Consider the following 19,013-nt stretch of genomic DNA (forward strand, 5'->3'; position numbering starts at 1 on the left):
GTGTAGACTCAAAGAGTTAGAGCGCCCTTTGTGCGTCCCAAAAGACGCATGGCGCTCTAACGGGTTATCTGAAAGCCACTTCCAGGTGCTGCCGGTCTTGCGCGATCACCCTGCAATTCGTTTCGAATCCTTCGCCTTTGATGGCCAGAATGAATTCCGAAGGAATGCCTGATGAATTGGAGACCGAAATGCCGGCGCTCTCCGATCCAATGGATTTGACGGTGCAGTCGATGGTCGAGCGCCGATCGTTGAACAGGATCGAACCCGCCTTCAGCACCCGCCGTCGAGCGCCAATGGCGTGATCGGCGTGGATCGAGCTCCACGACACGCAACGATTCCGTCCGCCATGCTTGGCCTGATACATCGCCGCATCCGCCTGAGCCAGCAGGGTCTCGATCTCTTTGCTGACGATCGAGAGTGCCGAAGTTCCGAAGCTGGCTGTCACGGTCAGAGCGCCATGATCGCCGCGAATGATCTCAGAGGCGATGGCGGCTCTGAGTTTCTCGGCAACTGCAGCGGCACCTTCCCGATCGACATGCGGCAGGATGACGGCAAATTCCTCGCCGCCAAGACGGCCGAACAGATCGCCGGCTCGAAGGGTCGCCTTGCAGGTCGATGCCACCGCCTTGAGGACCTCGTCTCCGGCCGCATGCCCATGCGTATCGTTCACCTTCTTGAAATGGTCGATATCGAAGACGATGCACGACAGGTGGTGCTTGTGCCGCAAAGCGAGCGAAATAAGCTGATCTGCCTCCTGCTTGAAGGCACGCCGCGTCATCGCCTCGGTGAGGCTGTCGATGGCGGCCGACTGCAAGAGCTCGATGCGGTCCATCGCGGCGCCCGCCAGTTCCTCGAGAATGCCGAGATCTCTGTTGCCGAACGATCTTGGCCTCCGGTCGATCGCGCATACCGTTCCGATCACGTGCCCGGCTTTTGTTCTCAACGGCACACCGGCATAAAAACGAATATTGTCCTCGCCCGTCACCGAAGGATGCTGTGAAAACCGCGAGTCCTTGGTAGCGTCCTGCACGACAACAGGCCTTTCACAGTCCACGACGTAGCGGCAGAACGTGTCTTCGCGCGACACCTCGTCGGCTGAAAGGCCGGAGCAAGCCTTGTACCATTGCCGATGCGCATCGATCAGTGAGACGATGCCGATGTCGATGGAAAAGATCTCCTTTATCAGGCGTACGATCCTCTCGAAGCCCTCGTCCCTCGGAGTGTCGAGGAGATCAAGCTGCTGCAGCGCAGCCAGGCGATCATTTTCACGTTGGATCGCCTCCAATGACGATTTCCCGAATATTCGTGCAGCCACCATGCAGCATTCCTCCTGAAAGGGATTGCATGATGCGTTCCATAAATTCATGAAGAAATTGAATACGATGGCGACCACTATGCCATGGGGTCAACTATTTTTCAGAATCGACAACCCTCGATATTCACGGGGCGACCTCGGAATTCCAGTTCAGATTGAGCGCAGCGTCCAACTGACGATCTCGGAGGCAACCATGGAGAAGGCGCGGTCGAGGCCTTTGACGAAGCCGTCATTGTCGCCGCCGGCCGGCGCCATGGCGCGGAACACCTTCTGAGCGCGCACCGAGCCGTTGCGGTCATTGAGGATCTTGGCAGAGATCTCGACCACCGCCTGGTTGCCCTTAGAAGCATCGATCTCAAAGGAGCGGATATCGGTGACGATCTGGTAGTCGATCGCCAGCCCCTGCCCCGGCATGCCGACGCCGCCGAGCTTGCCCGAGTTCTCGAAAGCTTCCACCAGCTTCGACTGCACTATGCGCGGCAGCTTGTCGCCCCACTGCGCCTTTGAGAGATACTGGATTTCCGAAGGCGAAACGCGGATGACGATCTGTTCGCTGTCAAGCGACCTTAGCGCCGTCGGGCTGGCGATCAGGATCTGGCGGGATTTGGCCGCGGGTCCGCTGCCATCGACAGCGGCGGGCAGGTCATAGGTGTCGTTCTTGGCCGCGGTGCCGCACCCCGAAAGGATCAGCGCCGTCAGCGGCAGCGCGATCACCATTCCCCTGATCCAAGAACGGCGCGACAACAGATGCGATGCGACCATATTAGGCTACCCCTGACTTCCCAGTTAACGCCGCGTCCGGCCGTCATATTGCTTCACCGTGTCCCCGCCGAAGATCAGGCGTTGCGGATTGCGGTCGAAGTTGGTGATCGTATCGTTCAGATTGCTCACGGTTCCGCGCATGTCGTTGACGAGAGTCTGCACGTCGCGCAAGCCGCCGCTCGAGAATTTCTGCAGGTTGTCGGCAATCGGCCCAATGCGCGAATTCAGGTTGTCGGCCACCTTCTTGAAGGATTCCAGCGTATCGCGCGCTTCAGTGAACAGCGATTGCGTATTGTCGGTTCCGAGCAGCGCGTCGACCTTGATGAGAATGCCGTCGATGCGGGTCGAGGCCGAATTCAGCTTGTTGGAAAGCTGCGACACGTCCTGGATCGTCTGGTCGATATCTTTCTGACGCGCCGAAACCGTGTTGGCGACATCGCGGATCGAGGCGACGGCAGCGCGAGCATCCTTGGTCGCTTGCGCGATGTCGTCGACCGAGCCCTTCACCTTCGCCGGGTCGATCTGGGCAACGAGCGTATCGACGCGGTCGAGTGTCGCCTGCGCCTGCTTGCCGAAATCATTGAAGGTGGTGGCCGTCTGGTCGAATTTCTGGATCGCACCCTTGAGGTCGCCGGAGGCATCGGCGACATTGGCGGTAATCTTCTCGGCATTGGAGACGATGTTGTCGATCTTCTGCGCATCGACCGCCTTGACCAGCGACTCGACGGCTTGAAGCGTCGAATCGACACGGCCGGAGACCGCCTTCACCGTATCGGAGAGCTGGCCGACGCTCTGCAGGAAGGCGTCGATATTGCCGGAATTCTTGGCAAGCGCATCCGAGAACGTCTCGGCATTCTTGAAAGTCTCGGTCAGCGGCCCGCGCGAATCTTCGATGAAACCCTGAAGTTCGCCGACTGCGTCGTTGGCGCGATCGAGAATCTTGTCAGCCGTCGCCAGAAGATTGGTGACGCTCGACTGGTCGGCAACGATGACGGCGCGTTTGCCGTTGTCGATCGCATGCTGGAGAATGCTTTCCTCGCCCTTGCGGCCGCCCGAGAGTTCGATATAGGCAGCCCCGGTCAAACCCTGGATTTCAAGGGCGGCCTTGGTGGAGGGATAGATCGGCGCGTCGGTGCGCACCTGGGTGAAGGCCAGCGAATATTGCGGATCGTCGGCATCGATCGACAGCGTTTGCACCGAGCCGATCTGGATGCCGTTGAAGCGCACCGGCGAGCCGACGCTGAGGCCGTTGGCCGAGCCCGGAATACGCACGATCAGTTCCGTCATCGGGCCGCCGCGGCCATATTCGGCCATCCAGTAGACGAAGCCGAAGGCAGCCGCGATCACCAGCACCGTGAAAAAACCGACAATCGTGTAATTGGCTTTGGTTTCCATCTTATCCGGTCACTTTCCGCTGCTGTCGTGCCGCGCGGCAGCATCGTTCTGCGGCACAATCGACCGCGCGCGTTTGCCCTTGAAATAGGCCTGCACCCACGGATCGTCATAGGCCAGCATGTCGTCGATCGTGCCTTCCACCATTACTCGCTTCTTTCCGAGCACGGCAATACGGTCGCAGACCGAAAACAGGCTGTCGAGGTCGTGCGTGACCATATACACGGTCAATCCCAGACTATCGCGCAGGTTGGCGATCAGTTCGTCGAATTCGGCCGCACCGATCGGGTCGAGGCCGGAGGTCGGCTCGTCCAGGAAGACGAGTTCCGGATCGAGTGACAGTGCGCGGGCAAGGGCTGCGCGCTTGATCATGCCGCCGGACAGTTCGGATGGATATTTGTCGGCGGCATCGGCTGCAAGCCCGACCATGCGGATCTTCAGATGCGCCAACTCGTCCATCAGCGAGGTCGGCAGATCGAGATATTCGCGCATCGGCACCTGGATGTTTTCCTTGACCGTCAGCGACGAGAACAGTGCCCCCTGCTGGAACAGCACGCCGAGCCGCATGTCAAGCGCGTTACGCTGCGGTTCGTCGAGCTCATCGAAATCCTGGCCGAGGATCTTGATCGTGCCGGAGCGGCGCGGCAACAGCCGGAGCACAGTGCGCATCAGCACCGATTTACCGGTGCCCGACGCGCCGACGAAGCCCAGAATCTCGCCGCGGTAGATATTGAGGTTCAGATTGTCGAGCACGACCTTGGAACCGAAGCCGACGGTGACGTCGCGCGCCGACAGCACGATGTCCCTTTCGTCCTTGTCTTCCATATCGATCGGTTTCTCGTCCACGCGGTCCGCCATCCTAGAAATCGATCGCTGCATAAAACATCGCAAACAGCCCGTCCATCAAGATGACGACGAAAATCGCCTTCACCACAGCGGCCGTCACGTGCTGGCCGAGGGATTCCGCACTGCCGCCGACCTTCAGCCCCTCGACGGCGGCGACGATGCCGATGACCAGCGCCATGAACGGCGCCTTGATCATGCCTGAGAGCACCGTCGACAGCGTCACCGCTTCGTGCAGACGCGACAGGAAATTGGCGAAGGTAATGCCGGAATAGCCCCAGGCGACGGCGGCAGCCCCTCCCAGCGAGGCGAAATTCGCCAACACCGTCAGAAGCGGCAGCGCGATGGTCAGTGCCACCAGTCGCGGGAAGATCAGCACGCCGATCGGGTTCAGGCCCATCACCTTCAGCGCGTCGATCTCTTCGCGCATCTTCATCGAACCGATTTCGGCGGTGATCGCGCTGCCCGAGCGGCCGGCAATCATGATCGAAGTCAGAAGCACGCCGATTTCGCGCAGTTGCAGGATGCCGACGAGATCGACGACGAAGACCTCAGCGCCGAAGTAGCGCAGCTGGAAGGCGCCCTGCTGAGCGATGATCGCCCCGATCAGAAACGACATCAACAGAATGATCGGAACGGCGCGAACACCCATATGATCGATCTGGTTGACGATCGAGGCCGGCGAAACGCCGCTGCCGCGGCCGAACTTCATCTGCGCGCCGCGCACCGCCGAGCCGAGGATATACATGGCGGCGGCGAAATTGTCCCAGACCTCATAGGTCATCTTGCCGATCGGCGCGAAGATGCGCGCGGCAAGCGAGACTTTCTCCACCTGTTCCGGCTCGGGCTTGGCCGGCTCCTCGGAAAACATCTCCAGCATTTCGTCGATATGCGGATTGGTGCCTTCGAAGCGAACCGCCCGCCCGCCCGCCTCTTCTTGCTTCTTCAGCCGGCACAGCAGCCAAATGCCGGCGGTGTCGATCTCCGAAATCTCCGAGAGGTCTACCGTCAGGTCCCCAGTCTTCTTCTGCAGGAGCTTTTCGAAATCGCGTAGCACCAGATGGATGTAGGCGCTGCGCCAATTTCCCTGAAGACGCACACGCTGTCCCGAGCCATCAGCCTGGTCGTCCACATCAAGGGAGGCGGCGTTGCGATTCTCGGCGTTCAAGATACTTATGTCTTTCAAGGCTTACAGCGACATTGCCGAATCGCGAAGCAGATCGTTCGCCCGGCGCGTCAATATACAGAAGCACCGTGCAATTTCCATGCTTGCAGGAGAGCAATAATGCCGCGCACCCTCGATATCCAGATGAATTCCTTTCCGATTGCCGGGACCTTCACCATCTCACGCGGGGCAAAGACCGAAGCCGAGGTTATCACCTGTACGCTTGTCGAAGAGGGCGCGCAGGGGCGCGGCGAATGCGTGCCTTACCGCCGCTACGGCGAGACCATGGAGAGCGTTTTCGCCCAGATCGAGGCGGCGCGACCGCTGATCGAGGCCGGCATTTCACGCCATGACCTGCTGTCGGCCATGCCGCCGGGCGCGGCCCGCAACGCCGTCGATTGTGCCCTCTGGGACCTCCAGGCAAAGCAGACAGGAGACAGCGTCGCCGCCCGCCTCGGCATTGCCGCTCCGCAGCCGCTCACCACCGCTTACACCATCTCGCTCGGTGAACCGGAGGTGATGGCCGCCCAAGCGCGAGAACATGCCGGCCGCGCCCTGCTGAAGGTCAAGGTCGGCACTGGCGACGATGAAAGCCGCATCCGCGCCGTCCGCGCCGCCGCGCCCGATGCCAAAATCATTCTCGACGCCAATGAGGGCTGGCCGGAGGCCGTGTTGGAGCGTCATCTCCATATCGCCGCGGAAGCAGGCATCGCTCTCGTCGAGCAGCCACTGCCGGCCGGCCGCGATGGGCTGCTCGCCGAAATCCGCCGCCCGCTCCTCGTCTGCGCCGATGAGAGTGTCCACCACACCGGCGATCTCGCAAGCCTTGCCGACCGCTACGACGCGATCAACATCAAGCTCGACAAGACCGGCGGCCTGACGGAGGCGCTGTCGATGAAGGCCGAGGCCGAACGGCTCGGATTCAGTATCATGATCGGCTGCATGGTCGGCACCTCGCTTGCCATGGCGCCCGCCGTTCTGCTCGCCCAGAATGCCGATTTCGTCGATCTCGACGGTCCGCTGCTGCTTGCCCGCGACCGCGAACCCGGCCTGCGCTACGCCGCTTCGCTGGTCTTTCCACCCGGAAGCACCCTTTGGGGCTGAAGATAGTAGGCGAAGATGACGAGGCCGAGGCCGGAAAACGCGACCAGCGCCATGACGTAATAGCTGACGACGCCGAGCCAGGCATAGAGATAACCCGACGCCAGGGTCATCAGCGCCATCGCCATGCCGACATAGAAGAAATAGGCGCCCTGTGCCGAAGATTCCTGCGTCTCCTGCACCGTCGCCATGATCCGTCGCTGCACGCCGGTATGCACGAAGGCATAGGTGAAGCCGTGGAAACATTGCAGCAGGAAGAAACCGGCAAAACCGGTATTCATCGGAAACAGGATCCAGCGGCAGACGCTGATGGCGCAGCCGAAGCGGATCAGCGTCCAGGCATCGAAGCGACGGTTGAGACGCTTCGACAGGAAGAACACCGTCACTTCCGAGGCGACGCCGGCGCTCCAGAGCAGGCCGACCTCAGTGCCGGAGAAGCCGAGCTGATGCCAGTAGATTGAGGAGAAAGCGTTCAGCACCGCATGGCTCGATTGCTGGATGGCGACGCCGATCAGAAGCAGCAGCAGGTGTGGCTCGCGCAGGCCACTGCCGGTAGCGGCTGGAATGTTGATCGGCTGGCCGCGCCGTCGCGTTGGCCCGATGCGCGGACAGAAGATCGCCATGACCACGGTCATGGCAAAGCCGAACACCATGACATCAAGCACCATTCCGCCGCCCCACCGGCTGATCATCTGGCCACCGACAAGCGTCGAGACGATGAAGGCGATGGAGCCCCACACGCGCATCGACCCGTAATCGAGCCCCCAGCGGCGCACGCCCGAAATGACGATCGATTCGACGACGGGCACATAAGGCGCGAAGGTAGCGCCCTGCAGCGCATAGACGATCGTCACCGGCCAGAAGGTCGTCGTCCAGAACAACGCGACCGCCGTCAGCAACGACAGGCCGCCCGACCAGAGCAGCACGTCGGCGCGCTCCTTCAATCGATCGGCGATCATGGCGACGACAGGCGCCACCAGCACGCGAACCACCATGGGTATGGCAAGGATGATGCCGATCTCATGATCGCTGAAGCTATGGGTCGCGAGCCAGACGGGAAAGAACGGCAGGACGATGCCGTTGACGAGCAGCGGCGCACAATAGGAAAGCGCACTGAGAAGCCGGAAGCGCGGCGGCGCTCCCTCACCCGTCGGGGAATTTTGAGCGGGAATCATGGGTGGACCTGAAGGAAACTGGACGTTGTCCTAACACACCACCCTGGAGGCGACTATTGCGAGAAATAGCCGTTCTGAAACGTTTTAGAAAATAAATAGGGCCTGTCGCCTGACGGTAACGGCTAAATTCGATGGAGCGCAGGCGCGGATGCGCCCGCGCCAAAATCAGGCGGCTTGCGGGGCCAGTTCGCCCTCGTCATGCATTTCGATAGCGGCAAGCGCAGGTACGCTGCTGGCGAGCGCCCGCCAGGTGATCAGTTCGAACGTGCCATCCTCATGCTCGGCGACTGCCGTGCAGCTTTCCACCCAATCGCCGGTGTTGATGTAGCGGATACCGTCCATGTCCTGGATGATGGCATGATGGATATGTCCGCAGATCACCCCATCGGCGCCGTTTTTGCGAGCTTCCTCGGCCACGACGCGCTCAAATTCGCCGATGAAGTTGACGGCATGCTTGACCTGCAGCTTCGCCCAGGCCGAGAACGACCAGTAGGGCATGCCAAGTCGGCGGCGCACCGCCGCCAGGATGATATTGATGCGGATTGCCGTGTCATAGGCCCAGTCGCCGAGATAGGCGAGCAGTCGGGCATTGCGGACGACGACGTCGAACTCGTCGCCATGCAGGATCAGATATTTTCTGCCGTCGGCGCCGTCATGCATCATGCGCTCGACGACCTCGATGCCGCCGAAATGCATGCCGGGGAAGGCGCGCAGGAATTCGTCGTGATTGCCGGGAATATAGACGACGCGCGTACCCTTGCGAGCCTTGCGCAACAGCTTCTGGACGACGTCGTTGCAGACCTGCGGCCAGTACCAGCTGCGCTTCAGGCGCCAGCCGTCGACAATGTCGCCAACGAGCACGATCGTATCGGCCTCATGGTGGCGCAGGAAATCCAAGAGGAAGTCGGCCTTCGCGGCCTTCGAGCCGAGATGGACATCGGAAATGAAGAGCGTGCGGAAATGTCTGGGTTCCATCATGTCTTTCACGAGCTACCGCTCATGTCCCATCTTTCATCTAGCCTTCCAAAACCAGACTCGTGTTTCAGGAAGATGACAAGCTGGGGAAAAGCCCTGCAAACCTGTTCATTCCGCGCGGGCAGTATGCCCGTCGCCGCCAGGTCCGGCGACAAGGTTGCCCTGTTCATTCAGGGCGTTCATGATGGCGCCGATTCCATATCCGACAATGCGGGATGGCTGATGCGTCTCTTTCTCGTTCGCCACGGCGAATCCCTCGGCAACATCAACGAACAGGCCTACCGCCAATTCGGCGATCACAACGTGCCGCTGACGCAGTGGGGCCATCGGCAGGCTCTCGAAGCAGGCGGCGTGATCGCGTCCTATCTCAAGGCATTGCCGAGCGCGGGTTTCGGCAAGCTGCATATCTGGTATTCGCCCTTTCTGAGGACCCGGCAGAGCAAAGATGCGCTGCTCGAAGCACTGCCGGAAAGTTTTGTCGGCGATATCAGGGAGGACTATCTGTTGCGCGAGCAGGATTTCGGTCTCTTCACCGAAATCTACGACCACGCCGAACAGAAGCAGAAGTTTCCCGACGAGTTCGAAAAATGGGCGAGGCTGCGCAGTAACAGCGGCAAGTTCTACGCACGGCCGCCGGATGGCGAAAGCCGGGCGGATGTGGCCCAGCGGGTGCGCCTGTTCCTGCAGACCGTCATGCACGACGCCGAAAATGGCGACCACAACGTCGTGATCGTCGGTCATGGCGTCACCAACCGGGCGGTCGAAATGAATTTTCTGCACCGCCCTGTCGAGTGGTTCGAGCGCTCCGACAATCCCGGAAACGCCGATATCACGCTGATCGAGGGGACGCGCACGCAAGGATACGAATCGATCCTGCTGCATCAGGCGGCCGACCGGCAGCTGGGACAGGAAGGCGAACTGCGCGATGCCTATGGCGCCGACGTGACGCTTACGCCGAAGCCGATGGCATAACTCCCTAAATCGAACCGCCGCAAAGGTCTGTGGCGGGTTGCGCAAGGCAACCCGCCAACTCGTCACCTCAGCTCGGCGACGTCACCGGCGCAGCTTCCTGCCCCGCCGGAGCCTCCTCATTCACAGTCTCCGGCCGCTTCGTCCTCAAGAGACGCAGCACGAAGACGAAGAAGACGGGAACGAAGAAGATCGCCAGCACCGTCGCCGAGATCATGCCGCCAAGCACGCCCGTGCCGATGGCATTCTGGCTGGCCGCACTTGGCCCGGTGGCGATCGCCAGCGGCACCACGCCCAAAGTGAAGGCGAGCGAGGTCATGATGATCGGCCGGAAGCGCAGACGGGCGCCTTCGATCGCGGCATCCATCAGCGATTTCCCCTCGGCAAAACCGTCCTTGGCGAATTCGACGATCAGGATGGCGTTCTTCGCCGACAGTCCGATGATCGCGATCAGGCCGACCTTGAAGTAGATGTCGTTGGACATGTCGCGGCTCATCACCGCAAGCACGCAGCCGATGACGCCGAGCGGCACGACCAACATCACCGACAACGGGATGGACCAGCTCTCGTAAAGCCCCGACAGCAGCAGGAAGACGAAAAGAATACTAAGACCGAACAGGAACGGCGCCTGCGATCCCGATCTGAGCTCCTCCAGCGACTGGCCGGTCCATTCGAAGCCGAAGCCGTCGGGAAGTTCCGAGGCCAGCCGCTCCATTTCGCCAATTGCCGCCCCCGACGAATATCCCGGCGCTGGAGCGCCGGAAATACGCACTGAAGGGTAGCCGTTATAACCGACGATCTGCGCCGGCCCTTTCTGCCATTCTGCGACAGCGAAGGAAGACAGCGGCACCATGCCGCCGCTCGCATTGCGGACATTGAGCTTCATAAGGTCTTCCGCCTGAAGTCTGCTCTTGTCCTGCGCCTGCACGATGACGCGCTGCATGCGGCCCGAATTCGGGAAGTCGTTGACATAGCTCGAACCGAGATTCGCGGTGATCGTGCTGTTGATGTCGGCGAAGGCAACGCCGAAGGTATTCGCCTTTTCGCGATCGATGACCAGCACGAGCTGGGCCGAGTCAGGCATGCCTTCCGGCCGGATACCCGCGATAATGGGGTTCTGCGATGCCTTGCCGATCAGCATTCCCGCCGCCTCTGTCAGTGCCGCCTGGCCTTTCGCCCCGCGATCCTGAAGGCGGAAGGTGAAGCCGTTGGTCGTGCCGAACCCTTCGATCGGCGGCGGCGACAGCGCGAAGGATGTGGCGTCCTTCAGCCCAAACAGCTGCATATTGGCGCGGTTGGAGATCTCCTGTACCGAATTGCCGGCGCCGCGTTGGGCCCAGTCCTTGAGCGTGACGAACACCAGGGCGGCGTTCGGTCCCTGCCCCGAGAAGCTGAAGCCTTGGATCGCGACGACGTTGGCAACGGCCGGCTCCTTCTTGAAGATCGCTTCGATGCTTTCGAGCGAGGCCACCGTGCGGTTGCGGCTCGCCTCCGGCGGTCCCTGCACGTCGACGATCAGAAAGCCCTGATCCTCGTCCGGCACGAAGCTGCTCGGCAGGTTGACGAAGAGATAGCCAAGGCCGATGAGCAGCGCGACATAAACGGCCATGACCCGCCAGGAGTGCTTGGCCAGTCCCTCGACGGTGCGGGCATAGCGCCCGGTCAGCCGGTCGAAGTTGCGGTTGAACCAGCCGGCGATGCCCTTCTTCTCGTGATGGCCCTTGATCGGTTTCAGGAAAGTGGCGCAGAGCGCCGGCGTCAGCGACAACGCCAAGAAGGCGGAAAACAGGATGGATACGACCATGGTCAGGCTGAACTGGCGATAGATGATGCCGGTTGAACCCGGGAAGAACGCCATCGGCACGAAGACGCAGGAGAGAACCAGCGTGATCCCGAGGATCGCGCCGGTGATTTGCCGCATCGCCTTTTTGGTCGCTTCCTTCGGCGACAGCCCTTCCACCGCCATCAGCCGCTCGACGTTTTCCACCACCACGATGGCGTCGTCGACGAGAATGCCGATGGCAAGCACCATCGCGAACATCGTCAGCACGTTGATCGAGAAGCCGGCGGCATACATGACGGCAAGCGTCCCGAGCAGCGCGACGGGCACGACGAGCGTCGGAATGATGGTGTAGCGGAAGCTCTGCAGGAAGATGAGCATGACGACGAAGACGAGCGCCACGGCTTCTGCGAGCGTATGCGCCACCTTCTCGATCGATGCCGAAACGAACGGGCTGGTATCATAGGGCACGGAATATTCGACGCCATCAGGGAAGAAGCGTGAAAGCTCCTCCATCTTCGCCTTGACCAGGTTGGACGTATTGACGGCATTGCCCTTCGACGACAGCTGGATGGCGATGGCGGCGCTCGGCTGCCCGTTCAAGCGGGTAGAGAAGCTGTAGCTCTCGCTGCCCTCTTCGATGCGCGCGACGTCGCGCAGCCTGACGTTCGATCCGTCGGCGTTGGCGCGCAGCACGATGTCTCCGAACTCCTTGATGTCGGTCAGCTGCCCCTTCACCAACACGGTCGCCGTCAGGTCCTGCGAGATCGGATTGGGTGCTGCGCCGATCTGGCCAGCTGCGACCTGGGCGTTCTGCGCCGAGATCGCCGCGCTGATGTCGGATGCTGTCAGGTTCAGGCCAACCATCTTGTCGGGATCGATCCAGATGCGCATCGCCCGCTGCGAGGCAAACAGCTGGGCTCGGCCGACGCCCTCGAGACGGCGCAGCTCGCCGATGACGTTTCGGTTGAGATAGTCGCCGAGCGCCACCTCGTCGGTCTTCCCGTCCGTCGAGGTCAGCGAGATGAACATCAGGAAGCCTGAGGACGCCTCCTCGACGGTGATGCCCTGATCCTTGACGGATTGCGGCAGCCGCGGTTCGACACGGCGGATGGCATTCTGAACGTCGACGGAAGCCTGGTCGATATCGGTGCCGGCCGCAAAGGTCGCGGTGATCGTCATTGCGCCCGATGTATCCGACGTCGACTCGAAATAGGAAAGGTGCTCGACCCCGTTCAGCTCTTCCTCGATCTGGCGGGTGACGCCCTGATAGATATCCTGCGGCGATGCGCCGGGATAGCTGGTGGTGATGCTGAGTTGCGGCGGCGCGACCTTGGGGTATTGCGCGACCGGCAGGAACGGCAACGCGATCAGGCCGGCGATGGAGATGAAAATCGCAAAGACCCACGCAAGGATCGGGCGATCGATAAAGAAACGTGCCATCGACTTTACTCCGGCTTCTTGGCGTCACCGGACGCGAGCTGGCCATCCCGCCACTCTTCCGGCGCGACCTTTGCGCCCGGCTGCAGCTTCTGGCCGCCGTCGACGACGACGCGCTCACCTGATGACAGGCCGCTTTCGACCACCCATTCGTTGCCGGCGGATTGACCGAGCTCGACGTCGCGCGATTGCGCCACGTCTCCCTCCTGGACGACATAGACCTGCGCCTTGCCGTCGGCCGTGCGGATGACGGCGCGCTGCGGGATGAGGATCGCCTTCTCCCGCACGGCCTGCTCGATCCGGACGCGGACGTAAAGGCCCGGCAGCAGGTCGCCCTTCGGATTGGGGAATTCACCGCGAAGGGTGACCTGACCCGTCGTCGCATCGACGCTGGCGCTGCTAAAGAGCAGCTTGCCGGCTTCGCCATAGACCGTGCCGTCGTCGAAGACGAGCTTGATGTCGGCCTTGCCCGGTTCGTTCGATGTGAGGCTGCCGTTCTCGACTGCCCGCTTCAGCGCCAGCAGGTCTCCGGAGGATTGCATGAAGTCGGCATAAACGGGGTCGATCTGCTGGATCATCGCCAGCGCGTCGCCGGCGTCGGCCGTCACCAGCGCGCCTTCCGTCACCAGCGCGCCGCCGATGATGCCTGATATCGGCGCGCGAACTTCGGTATAGCCGAGATTGATCTTCGCTTCGTCGAGTGCGGCCTGCGCCAGCGCGACATCGGCATCGGCCTGGGCAAGGGCGACGGCGGCCGCATCGTATTCGATACCGCTTGCAACATCGCGGTCGCGCAGCGACTTCTGCCGGTCCAACTGCTGGCGGGCATTCAGCTGCGTCGCCTTGGCGCGATCGAGGCTTGCCTGGGCACTTGCCACCCGCACCCGGAATAGCGCCGGATCGATCCGGTAAAGCACATCGCCCTGATGAACGAGGCTGCCCTGCTCGAAGATCCGTTCCTCCAGGATGCCGGAAACCCTGGCCCGCACTTCGGAAACGCGCGTCGCCGCAATGCGGCCGGGCAGCTCGCTGACCACGGGAAGCGGGCGGGCGCTAAGCGTCAGGACGCTGACGGCAGCAGGCGGCATCGCGCCGCCTTCCTGAGCGTAAGCCGGCAGGCCGGCGCCGAATATTAGCGCCAGGACAAGCGTGTAACCAAATGATTTCGTTCGAAAAAGCATGTTCATTAGCCTTCCTGCTGGTCCCGCTGGGGTCCAAAAAAGCACAGCCCGCCGAAATGACGTTCGGCGGGCCTCCTCAGCCGACAGATAGTCGATCTTTTTTTGCTTTGCAAGATACCTACCGGTTGGTATGATAGCATTATCATAATCGGAACTCCCATGGCTCGGCGATCCCGGGAGTGATACTGATCCTGTCGCGCGCCTCGGCGCGAAGCTTATCTCGAACACAGGTCATGCATTGGTAGATAGCCCCCGCAACAGAAAGAAACAGCCGGACGTCGTGCGGCAGGCTCTTCTCGATTGCGCCACCAAGCTGGCGCTTGAGCATGGTCTCGCCGCAGTCAGCCTGCAGGCGGTCGCAAGTGCTGCCGGCGTGACCAAGGGAGGGTTGTTTCACCACTTCCCCAATAAGCAGGCGCTTATAGAGGCCGTGTTCGACGGCATGATGGAAAACCTCGACCGCGAGATCGATGAGGAACTGGAAAAGGATAAGGGCGGCCACGGCACATTCACCCGCGCCTATGTCCGCACCCTGTTTGCCGACCGCGCCCTCAACAATAGCCCATGGTCGGCGCAAACGATGACCGTGCTCGCCGACCCCTACTCCAAAAGCCTTTGGCACAGATGGATGAATGACCGGCTGGTCAGGCACGCCGAAACCGACATGGGAATGCGGCTCGAGATCGTTCGCCTGGCGGCGGACGGAGCATGGCTTGCCCATGTTCTGAGGCCTGACGACCATGCCGGTTCGGACGACGCGGCGCTGTTGCACGAATTGATCGAACTCACCGAAAGGTGACAAGCGATTGGCGCCTCATCCCGCGCCCGAGTATATCACCCGAGCGCGGGATGGTCGGGCTAGGCAGCGCGCACAGCCGCCATCGGTTTGACGTTCTGATTCATCCGGAACAGATTGTTCGGATCGTAGCGCCGCTTGATCTCGGCAAGGCGAGCGTAGTTGGCGCCGTAGGCAGTCTCGACGCGGTCGCCTTCGTCTTCGGGCATAAAGTTGATGTAGGCGGTGCCGACCGCATGCGGCTTGGTTGCCTCGAACAGCTCCCGCGCCCAACCAATGCAGCTTCCATCCATCCCGGCTTCCCGCCAGCGCGCATGCACATTCATGACGAAATGCGAGCTGCGCTGCGGAAATGCAGTTGCTTCAGTGGGCACGCGGCCAGCGGCACCACCGACATGGCCGATGAATATCTCGCATTCCGGTCCGGGCAGCTTGCGCACGGCCTTGAGCAGCACGTCGATCGCAGCATCAGAGAGGGAGGCGAAATCCTGGCTCTTCCAATAATTGCGCGCCCCTGGCGTGAGCAACGGGTCGAATGCCTGTTGCCAACCGGTGAACGGCACCGGGCCGACGACGTCGGCAATCGGATTTCCGATCGCGCGCAATCTGGCCGCGGCCTTTTCGCCGGCGGCGATTTCTCCGCAATAGCACATGGCGAGCACCACGATCTCCTTGCCGTGCCATTCGGCAGGAAGGAACGGCAGCGGCGGCGCCTGGCGCATCACCACCCAGCAGGTCAGTTCGTCAGGCGCTGCTTCCAGCGCCTGTCGGTACTCCTTGAGCACCTTTTCCGCATCGGCAAAGGGGTGTACGACCAGCCCGGCCAGAACCTCTGTGTTGAGAGGGTTGAGCTGGAATTCGAAGGAAGTGACAACGCCGAAATTGCCGCCGCCGCCGCGCAACGCCCAGAAGAGGTCCGGCCTTTCCGTCTCACTCGCCTTGACCAGCCCGCCATCGGCCGTCACCACATCAACCGAAAGCAGATTATCGAGCGTCAGCCCGAATTTGCGGGTCAGCCAGCCGAAACCGCCGCCGAGCGTAAGCCCGGCGATGCCGGTGGTGGAATTGATGCCGGTCGGCAGCACCAGCCCGAAGGCCAGCGTTTCCTTGTCGACGTCGGCAAGTGTTGCGCCGGGCTCGATCCTGGCGCGCTTGGTCTGCGGATCCACCCGCACCGATTTCATCGCCGACAGGTCGATGACGATACCGCCCTCGCAGACGGCGTTGCCGGCAATACCGTGCCCACCGCCACGCACCGAAACGAGCAGATTATTGTCGCGTGCAAACCGCACCGCCCGCACGACATCGGCAGCACCGGCGCAACGCGCGATAAGCCCGGGCCGGCGGTCGATCATCGCATTCCAGATCGTCCGCGCTTCGTTGTAATCCATGTCTTTACTGGTTAGGAGACTGCCGCGAAATCCGGCGGCAAAAGCATCGATGGCCACGTCATTGACCATCGTCTGGCCCCTTTGCAGGGTCGTGAGGTTCAAATTGTCCATGATTTCCTCCATGCGACCGGCGCCCCGCACCGTCGCGGCCGGCATCCTGCGCCTGTTGAGGTCGTCAAACAAGTTTTCCAAAAGGATTAGCTAACCGGGGCAACCATATCGACCGCCTGGCATCAAGGCCGAATAGTCGTGCCGTGGGCACCCACCACGAAAACTTCTCCCACCACCCATTTCCATACTGTCCCCCTCACCCGATTGATGTATGGAGAAAGTTCAAAAAAGACGTGCACGGAGGCGGCGATGGATCACCCGGAAAAATCGAAGACGGAAAAGAACCTGACAAGCGGCGATCTCGACGAACAGGCGCTTTTCTTCCACCGCTATCCCCGCCCCGGCAAGCTTGAGATCCAGGCGACCAAGCCGCTCGGCAACCAGCGCGACCTGGCGCTCGCCTATTCGCCCGGCGTTGCCGCCCCTTGCCTTGCCATCCGCGACAATCCCGAAATGGCGGCCGAATATACCTCGCGCGCCAATCTCGTCGCCGTCATTTCCAACGGCACCGCCGTGCTTGGCCTCGGCAATATCGGCCCACTTGCCTCCAAACCGGTCATGGAGGGCAAGGCCGTGCTCTTCAAGAAATTCGCCGGCATCGACGTCTTCGATATCGAGATCGATGCCCCAGGCGTCGACCAGATGGTCTCGACCATCGCCTCGCTGGAGCCGACCTTCGGCGGTATCAACCTCGAAGACATCAAGGCGCCGGAATGTTTCGAGGTCGAGCGGCGCCTGCGCGAGAAGATGAAGATCCCCGTCTTCCACGACGATCAGCACGGCACGGCGATCATCGTCGCCGCCGCGATCCTGAACGGGCTGGAACTTGCCGGCAAGAAGATCGAGGACATCAAGATCGTCGCCTCCGGCGCCGGTGCTGCCGCCCTTGCCTGCCTCAACCTGCTGGTGATCCTGGGTGCCAAGCGCGAAAACATCTGGGTCCACGATCTCGAAGGCCTGGTGTATGAGGGCCGGATCGAGCTGATGGACGAATGGAAATCCATCTATGCCCAGAAGAGCGAAACGCGCACGCTGGCCGAAAATATCGGCGGCGCCGACGTCTTCCTCGGCCTTTCGGCCGCCGGCGTGCTGAAGCCGGAACTGCTGGCGCAGATGGCAAAAAAGCCGCTGATCATGGCACTTGCCAATCCGACGCCGGAGATCATGCCGGATCTCGCCCGCGCCGCCCGGCCCGACGCGATGATCTGCACCGGCCGCTCGGATTTCGCCAACCAGGTCAACAACGTCCTCTGCTTTCCCTATATCTTCCGCGGCGCGCTCGATTGCGGCGCCGAGACGATCAATGAGGAAATGAAGATGGCCGCCGTGCGTGCCATCGCCGCCCTTGCTCGCGAAGAACCGTCCGACGTCGCCGCCCGCGCCTATTCCGGCGAGACCCCGGTCTTCGGCCCCGATTATCTGATCCCCTCGCCCTTCGATCCGCGCCTGATCCTGCGCATCGCGCCTGCTGTCGCCAGGGCTGCCGAACAGAGCGGCGTCGCCCGCCGCCCGATCCAGGATTTCGACGCCTATCTCGACCAGTTGAACCGCTTCGTCTTCCGCTCCGGCTTCGTCATGAAGCCGATCTTCACCGCCGCCAAGGCCGCCGAGCGCAAGCGCGTCATCTTTTCCGAGGGCGAGGACGAGCGCGTGCTGCGTGCCGCCCAAGTGCTGCTCGAGGAAGGCCTTGCCGAACCGATCCTGATCGGCCGCCCGCAAGTCATCGAGACGCGCCTCAAGCGCTACGGCCTGCGCATCCGGCCGCTGCAGGATTTCGAGGTCATCAACCCGGAAGACGATCCGCGCTTCCGCGAATATGTCGATCTCTATTTCTCCCTCGTCGGCCGCCGCGGCGTCATCCCGGAAGCTGCCCGCACCATCGTTCGCACCAACACGACAGTCATCGGCGCACTGGCGCTGAGGCGCGGCGAGGCCGATGCGCTGATCTGCGGCCTCGAAGGCCGCTATGAGAAGCATCTGCGCGATGTCCGCCTGATCATCGGCAAGCGCAAGGATGTCCGTGATTTCTCGGCCCTCAGCCTGATGATCTCGCAGCGCGGCGCCACCTTCTTCACCGACACCTACGTCACCTTCAATCCGACTGCCGAGGAAGTCGCCGAGGCGACGGTTCTGGCCGCCGAGGAAATCCGCCGTTTCGGCCTCACCCCGCGCGCCGCCCTGGTCTCGCATTCCAATTTCGGCTCGCGTGAATCCGAAAGCGCCACGAAGATGCGCAACGCCCTGCAGCTCGTGCGCGAAGCCGCGCCCGATCTCGAGGTCGATGGCGAGATGCACGGCGAAAGCGCCATCACCGAGGCACTGCGCAAGCGCGTCATGCCGGACACGACGCTGCACGACGAGGCGAACCTCCTAGTCTTCCCGAACCTCGATGCCGCCAACATCACGCTCGGTGTGGTGAAGTCGATGACGGACGGCCTGCATGTCGGCCCGATCCTGCTCGGCACCGCCCTGCCCGCCCACATCCTCGCCCCCTCGGTTACCTCCCGCGGCGTCGTCAACATGGCAGCACTCGCCGTCGTCGAGGCATCGCAGCCGGCGTGAGCCGGTTGCTCCACGCATCAAAGAGTGAATAGTAGCTCATCGGTCCAACCGGGGA

14 protein-coding genes are annotated in these 19,013 nt (G+C 61.8%); 4 read left to right on the forward strand and 10 right to left on the reverse strand.

Translation table 11 applies throughout. The features are described 5' to 3' along the window. Window positions 1-64: 64 nt before the first annotated feature. From RLCC275e_RS11130 to RLCC275e_RS11150, 5 genes are all read right to left on the reverse strand, one after another. Entirely contained in the window at window positions 65-1,318 is a 1,254-nt protein-coding gene (locus RLCC275e_RS11130) for a sensor domain-containing diguanylate cyclase (protein ID WP_033182456.1), read from the reverse strand. A 147-nt stretch (window positions 1,319-1,465) separates the two neighbouring features. Further along, entirely contained in the window at window positions 1,466-2,077 is a 612-nt protein-coding gene (locus RLCC275e_RS11135; RefSeq protein ID WP_033182358.1) for an ABC-type transport auxiliary lipoprotein family protein, read from the reverse strand. A gap of 24 nt (window positions 2,078-2,101) precedes the next feature. Further along, window positions 2,102-3,472, reverse strand: coding sequence for an MlaD family protein (locus RLCC275e_RS11140; RefSeq protein WP_033182357.1), 1,371 nt, complete (start codon window positions 3,470-3,472; stop codon window positions 2,102-2,104). Between the two features lie 9 nt (window positions 3,473-3,481). Next, entirely contained in the window at window positions 3,482-4,327 is an 846-nt protein-coding gene (locus RLCC275e_RS11145) for an ABC transporter ATP-binding protein (protein WP_011652197.1), read from the reverse strand. Window position 4,328: 1 nt separating this feature from the next. After that, window positions 4,329-5,498, reverse strand: coding sequence for an ABC transporter permease (locus RLCC275e_RS11150; RefSeq protein ID WP_171816953.1), 1,170 nt, complete (start codon window positions 5,496-5,498; stop codon window positions 4,329-4,331). 99 nt (window positions 5,499-5,597) lie between these two features. Here RLCC275e_RS11150 and dgcA point away from each other — a divergent pair, with 99 nt between their 5' ends. Beyond that, the gene (dgcA, locus tag RLCC275e_RS11155) at window positions 5,598-6,581 is read left to right on the forward strand and encodes an N-acetyl-D-Glu racemase DgcA (RefSeq protein WP_033182355.1); all 984 of its coding nucleotides are present in this window, start codon (window positions 5,598-5,600) and stop codon (window positions 6,579-6,581) included. Here the strand turns inward: dgcA and RLCC275e_RS11160 are convergent. Continuing rightward, window positions 6,533-7,753, reverse strand: a complete 1,221-nt coding sequence (locus RLCC275e_RS11160; protein WP_033182354.1) for an MFS transporter — start codon at window positions 7,751-7,753, stop codon at window positions 6,533-6,535. The genes dgcA and RLCC275e_RS11160 overlap by 49 nt on opposite strands. A gap of 165 nt (window positions 7,754-7,918) precedes the next feature. Next, on the reverse strand, window positions 7,919-8,731 hold the full coding sequence (locus RLCC275e_RS11165; RefSeq protein ID WP_026238397.1) for a UDP-2,3-diacylglucosamine diphosphatase: 813 nt from the start codon (window positions 8,729-8,731) through the stop codon (window positions 7,919-7,921). 219 nt (window positions 8,732-8,950) lie between these two features. Here RLCC275e_RS11165 and RLCC275e_RS11170 point away from each other — a divergent pair, with 219 nt between their 5' ends. Next, window positions 8,951-9,700 (forward strand): histidine phosphatase family protein, encoded by a 750-nt coding sequence (locus RLCC275e_RS11170; protein ID WP_033182455.1) that lies wholly within the window; start codon window positions 8,951-8,953, stop codon window positions 9,698-9,700. A gap of 67 nt (window positions 9,701-9,767) precedes the next feature. Here RLCC275e_RS11170 and RLCC275e_RS11175 read toward each other — a convergent pair whose 3' ends face one another. Continuing rightward, window positions 9,768-12,920, reverse strand: coding sequence for a multidrug efflux RND transporter permease subunit (locus RLCC275e_RS11175; RefSeq protein WP_033182353.1), 3,153 nt, complete (start codon window positions 12,918-12,920; stop codon window positions 9,768-9,770). A 5-nt stretch (window positions 12,921-12,925) separates the two neighbouring features. Further along, window positions 12,926-14,104 carry an efflux RND transporter periplasmic adaptor subunit gene (locus RLCC275e_RS11180; RefSeq protein WP_171816952.1) on the reverse strand — a complete coding sequence of 393 codons (1,179 nt, stop codon included), beginning with the start codon at window positions 14,102-14,104 and terminating at the stop codon, window positions 12,926-12,928. Window positions 14,105-14,336: 232 nt separating this feature from the next. On the opposite strand from RLCC275e_RS11180, the gene RLCC275e_RS11185 reads away from it, so the two are divergent. Further along, window positions 14,337-14,897 carry a TetR/AcrR family transcriptional regulator gene (locus tag RLCC275e_RS11185; protein ID WP_033182352.1) on the forward strand — a complete coding sequence of 187 codons (561 nt, stop codon included), beginning with the start codon at window positions 14,337-14,339 and terminating at the stop codon, window positions 14,895-14,897. Between the two features lie 59 nt (window positions 14,898-14,956). Here the strand turns inward: RLCC275e_RS11185 and RLCC275e_RS11190 are convergent, their stop codons facing one another. Continuing rightward, entirely contained in the window at window positions 14,957-16,396 is a 1,440-nt protein-coding gene (locus RLCC275e_RS11190; RefSeq protein ID WP_033182453.1) for an FAD-binding oxidoreductase, read from the reverse strand. 249 nt (window positions 16,397-16,645) lie between these two features. Here RLCC275e_RS11190 and RLCC275e_RS11195 point away from each other — a divergent pair, with 249 nt between their 5' ends. Next, entirely contained in the window at window positions 16,646-18,958 is a 2,313-nt protein-coding gene (locus RLCC275e_RS11195; RefSeq protein ID WP_033182351.1) for an NADP-dependent malic enzyme, read from the forward strand. Window positions 18,959-19,013: the final 55 nt, after the last annotated feature.

Source organism: Rhizobium brockwellii (genome assembly GCF_000769405.2).
Taxonomy (GTDB): domain Bacteria; phylum Pseudomonadota; class Alphaproteobacteria; order Rhizobiales; family Rhizobiaceae; genus Rhizobium; species Rhizobium brockwellii.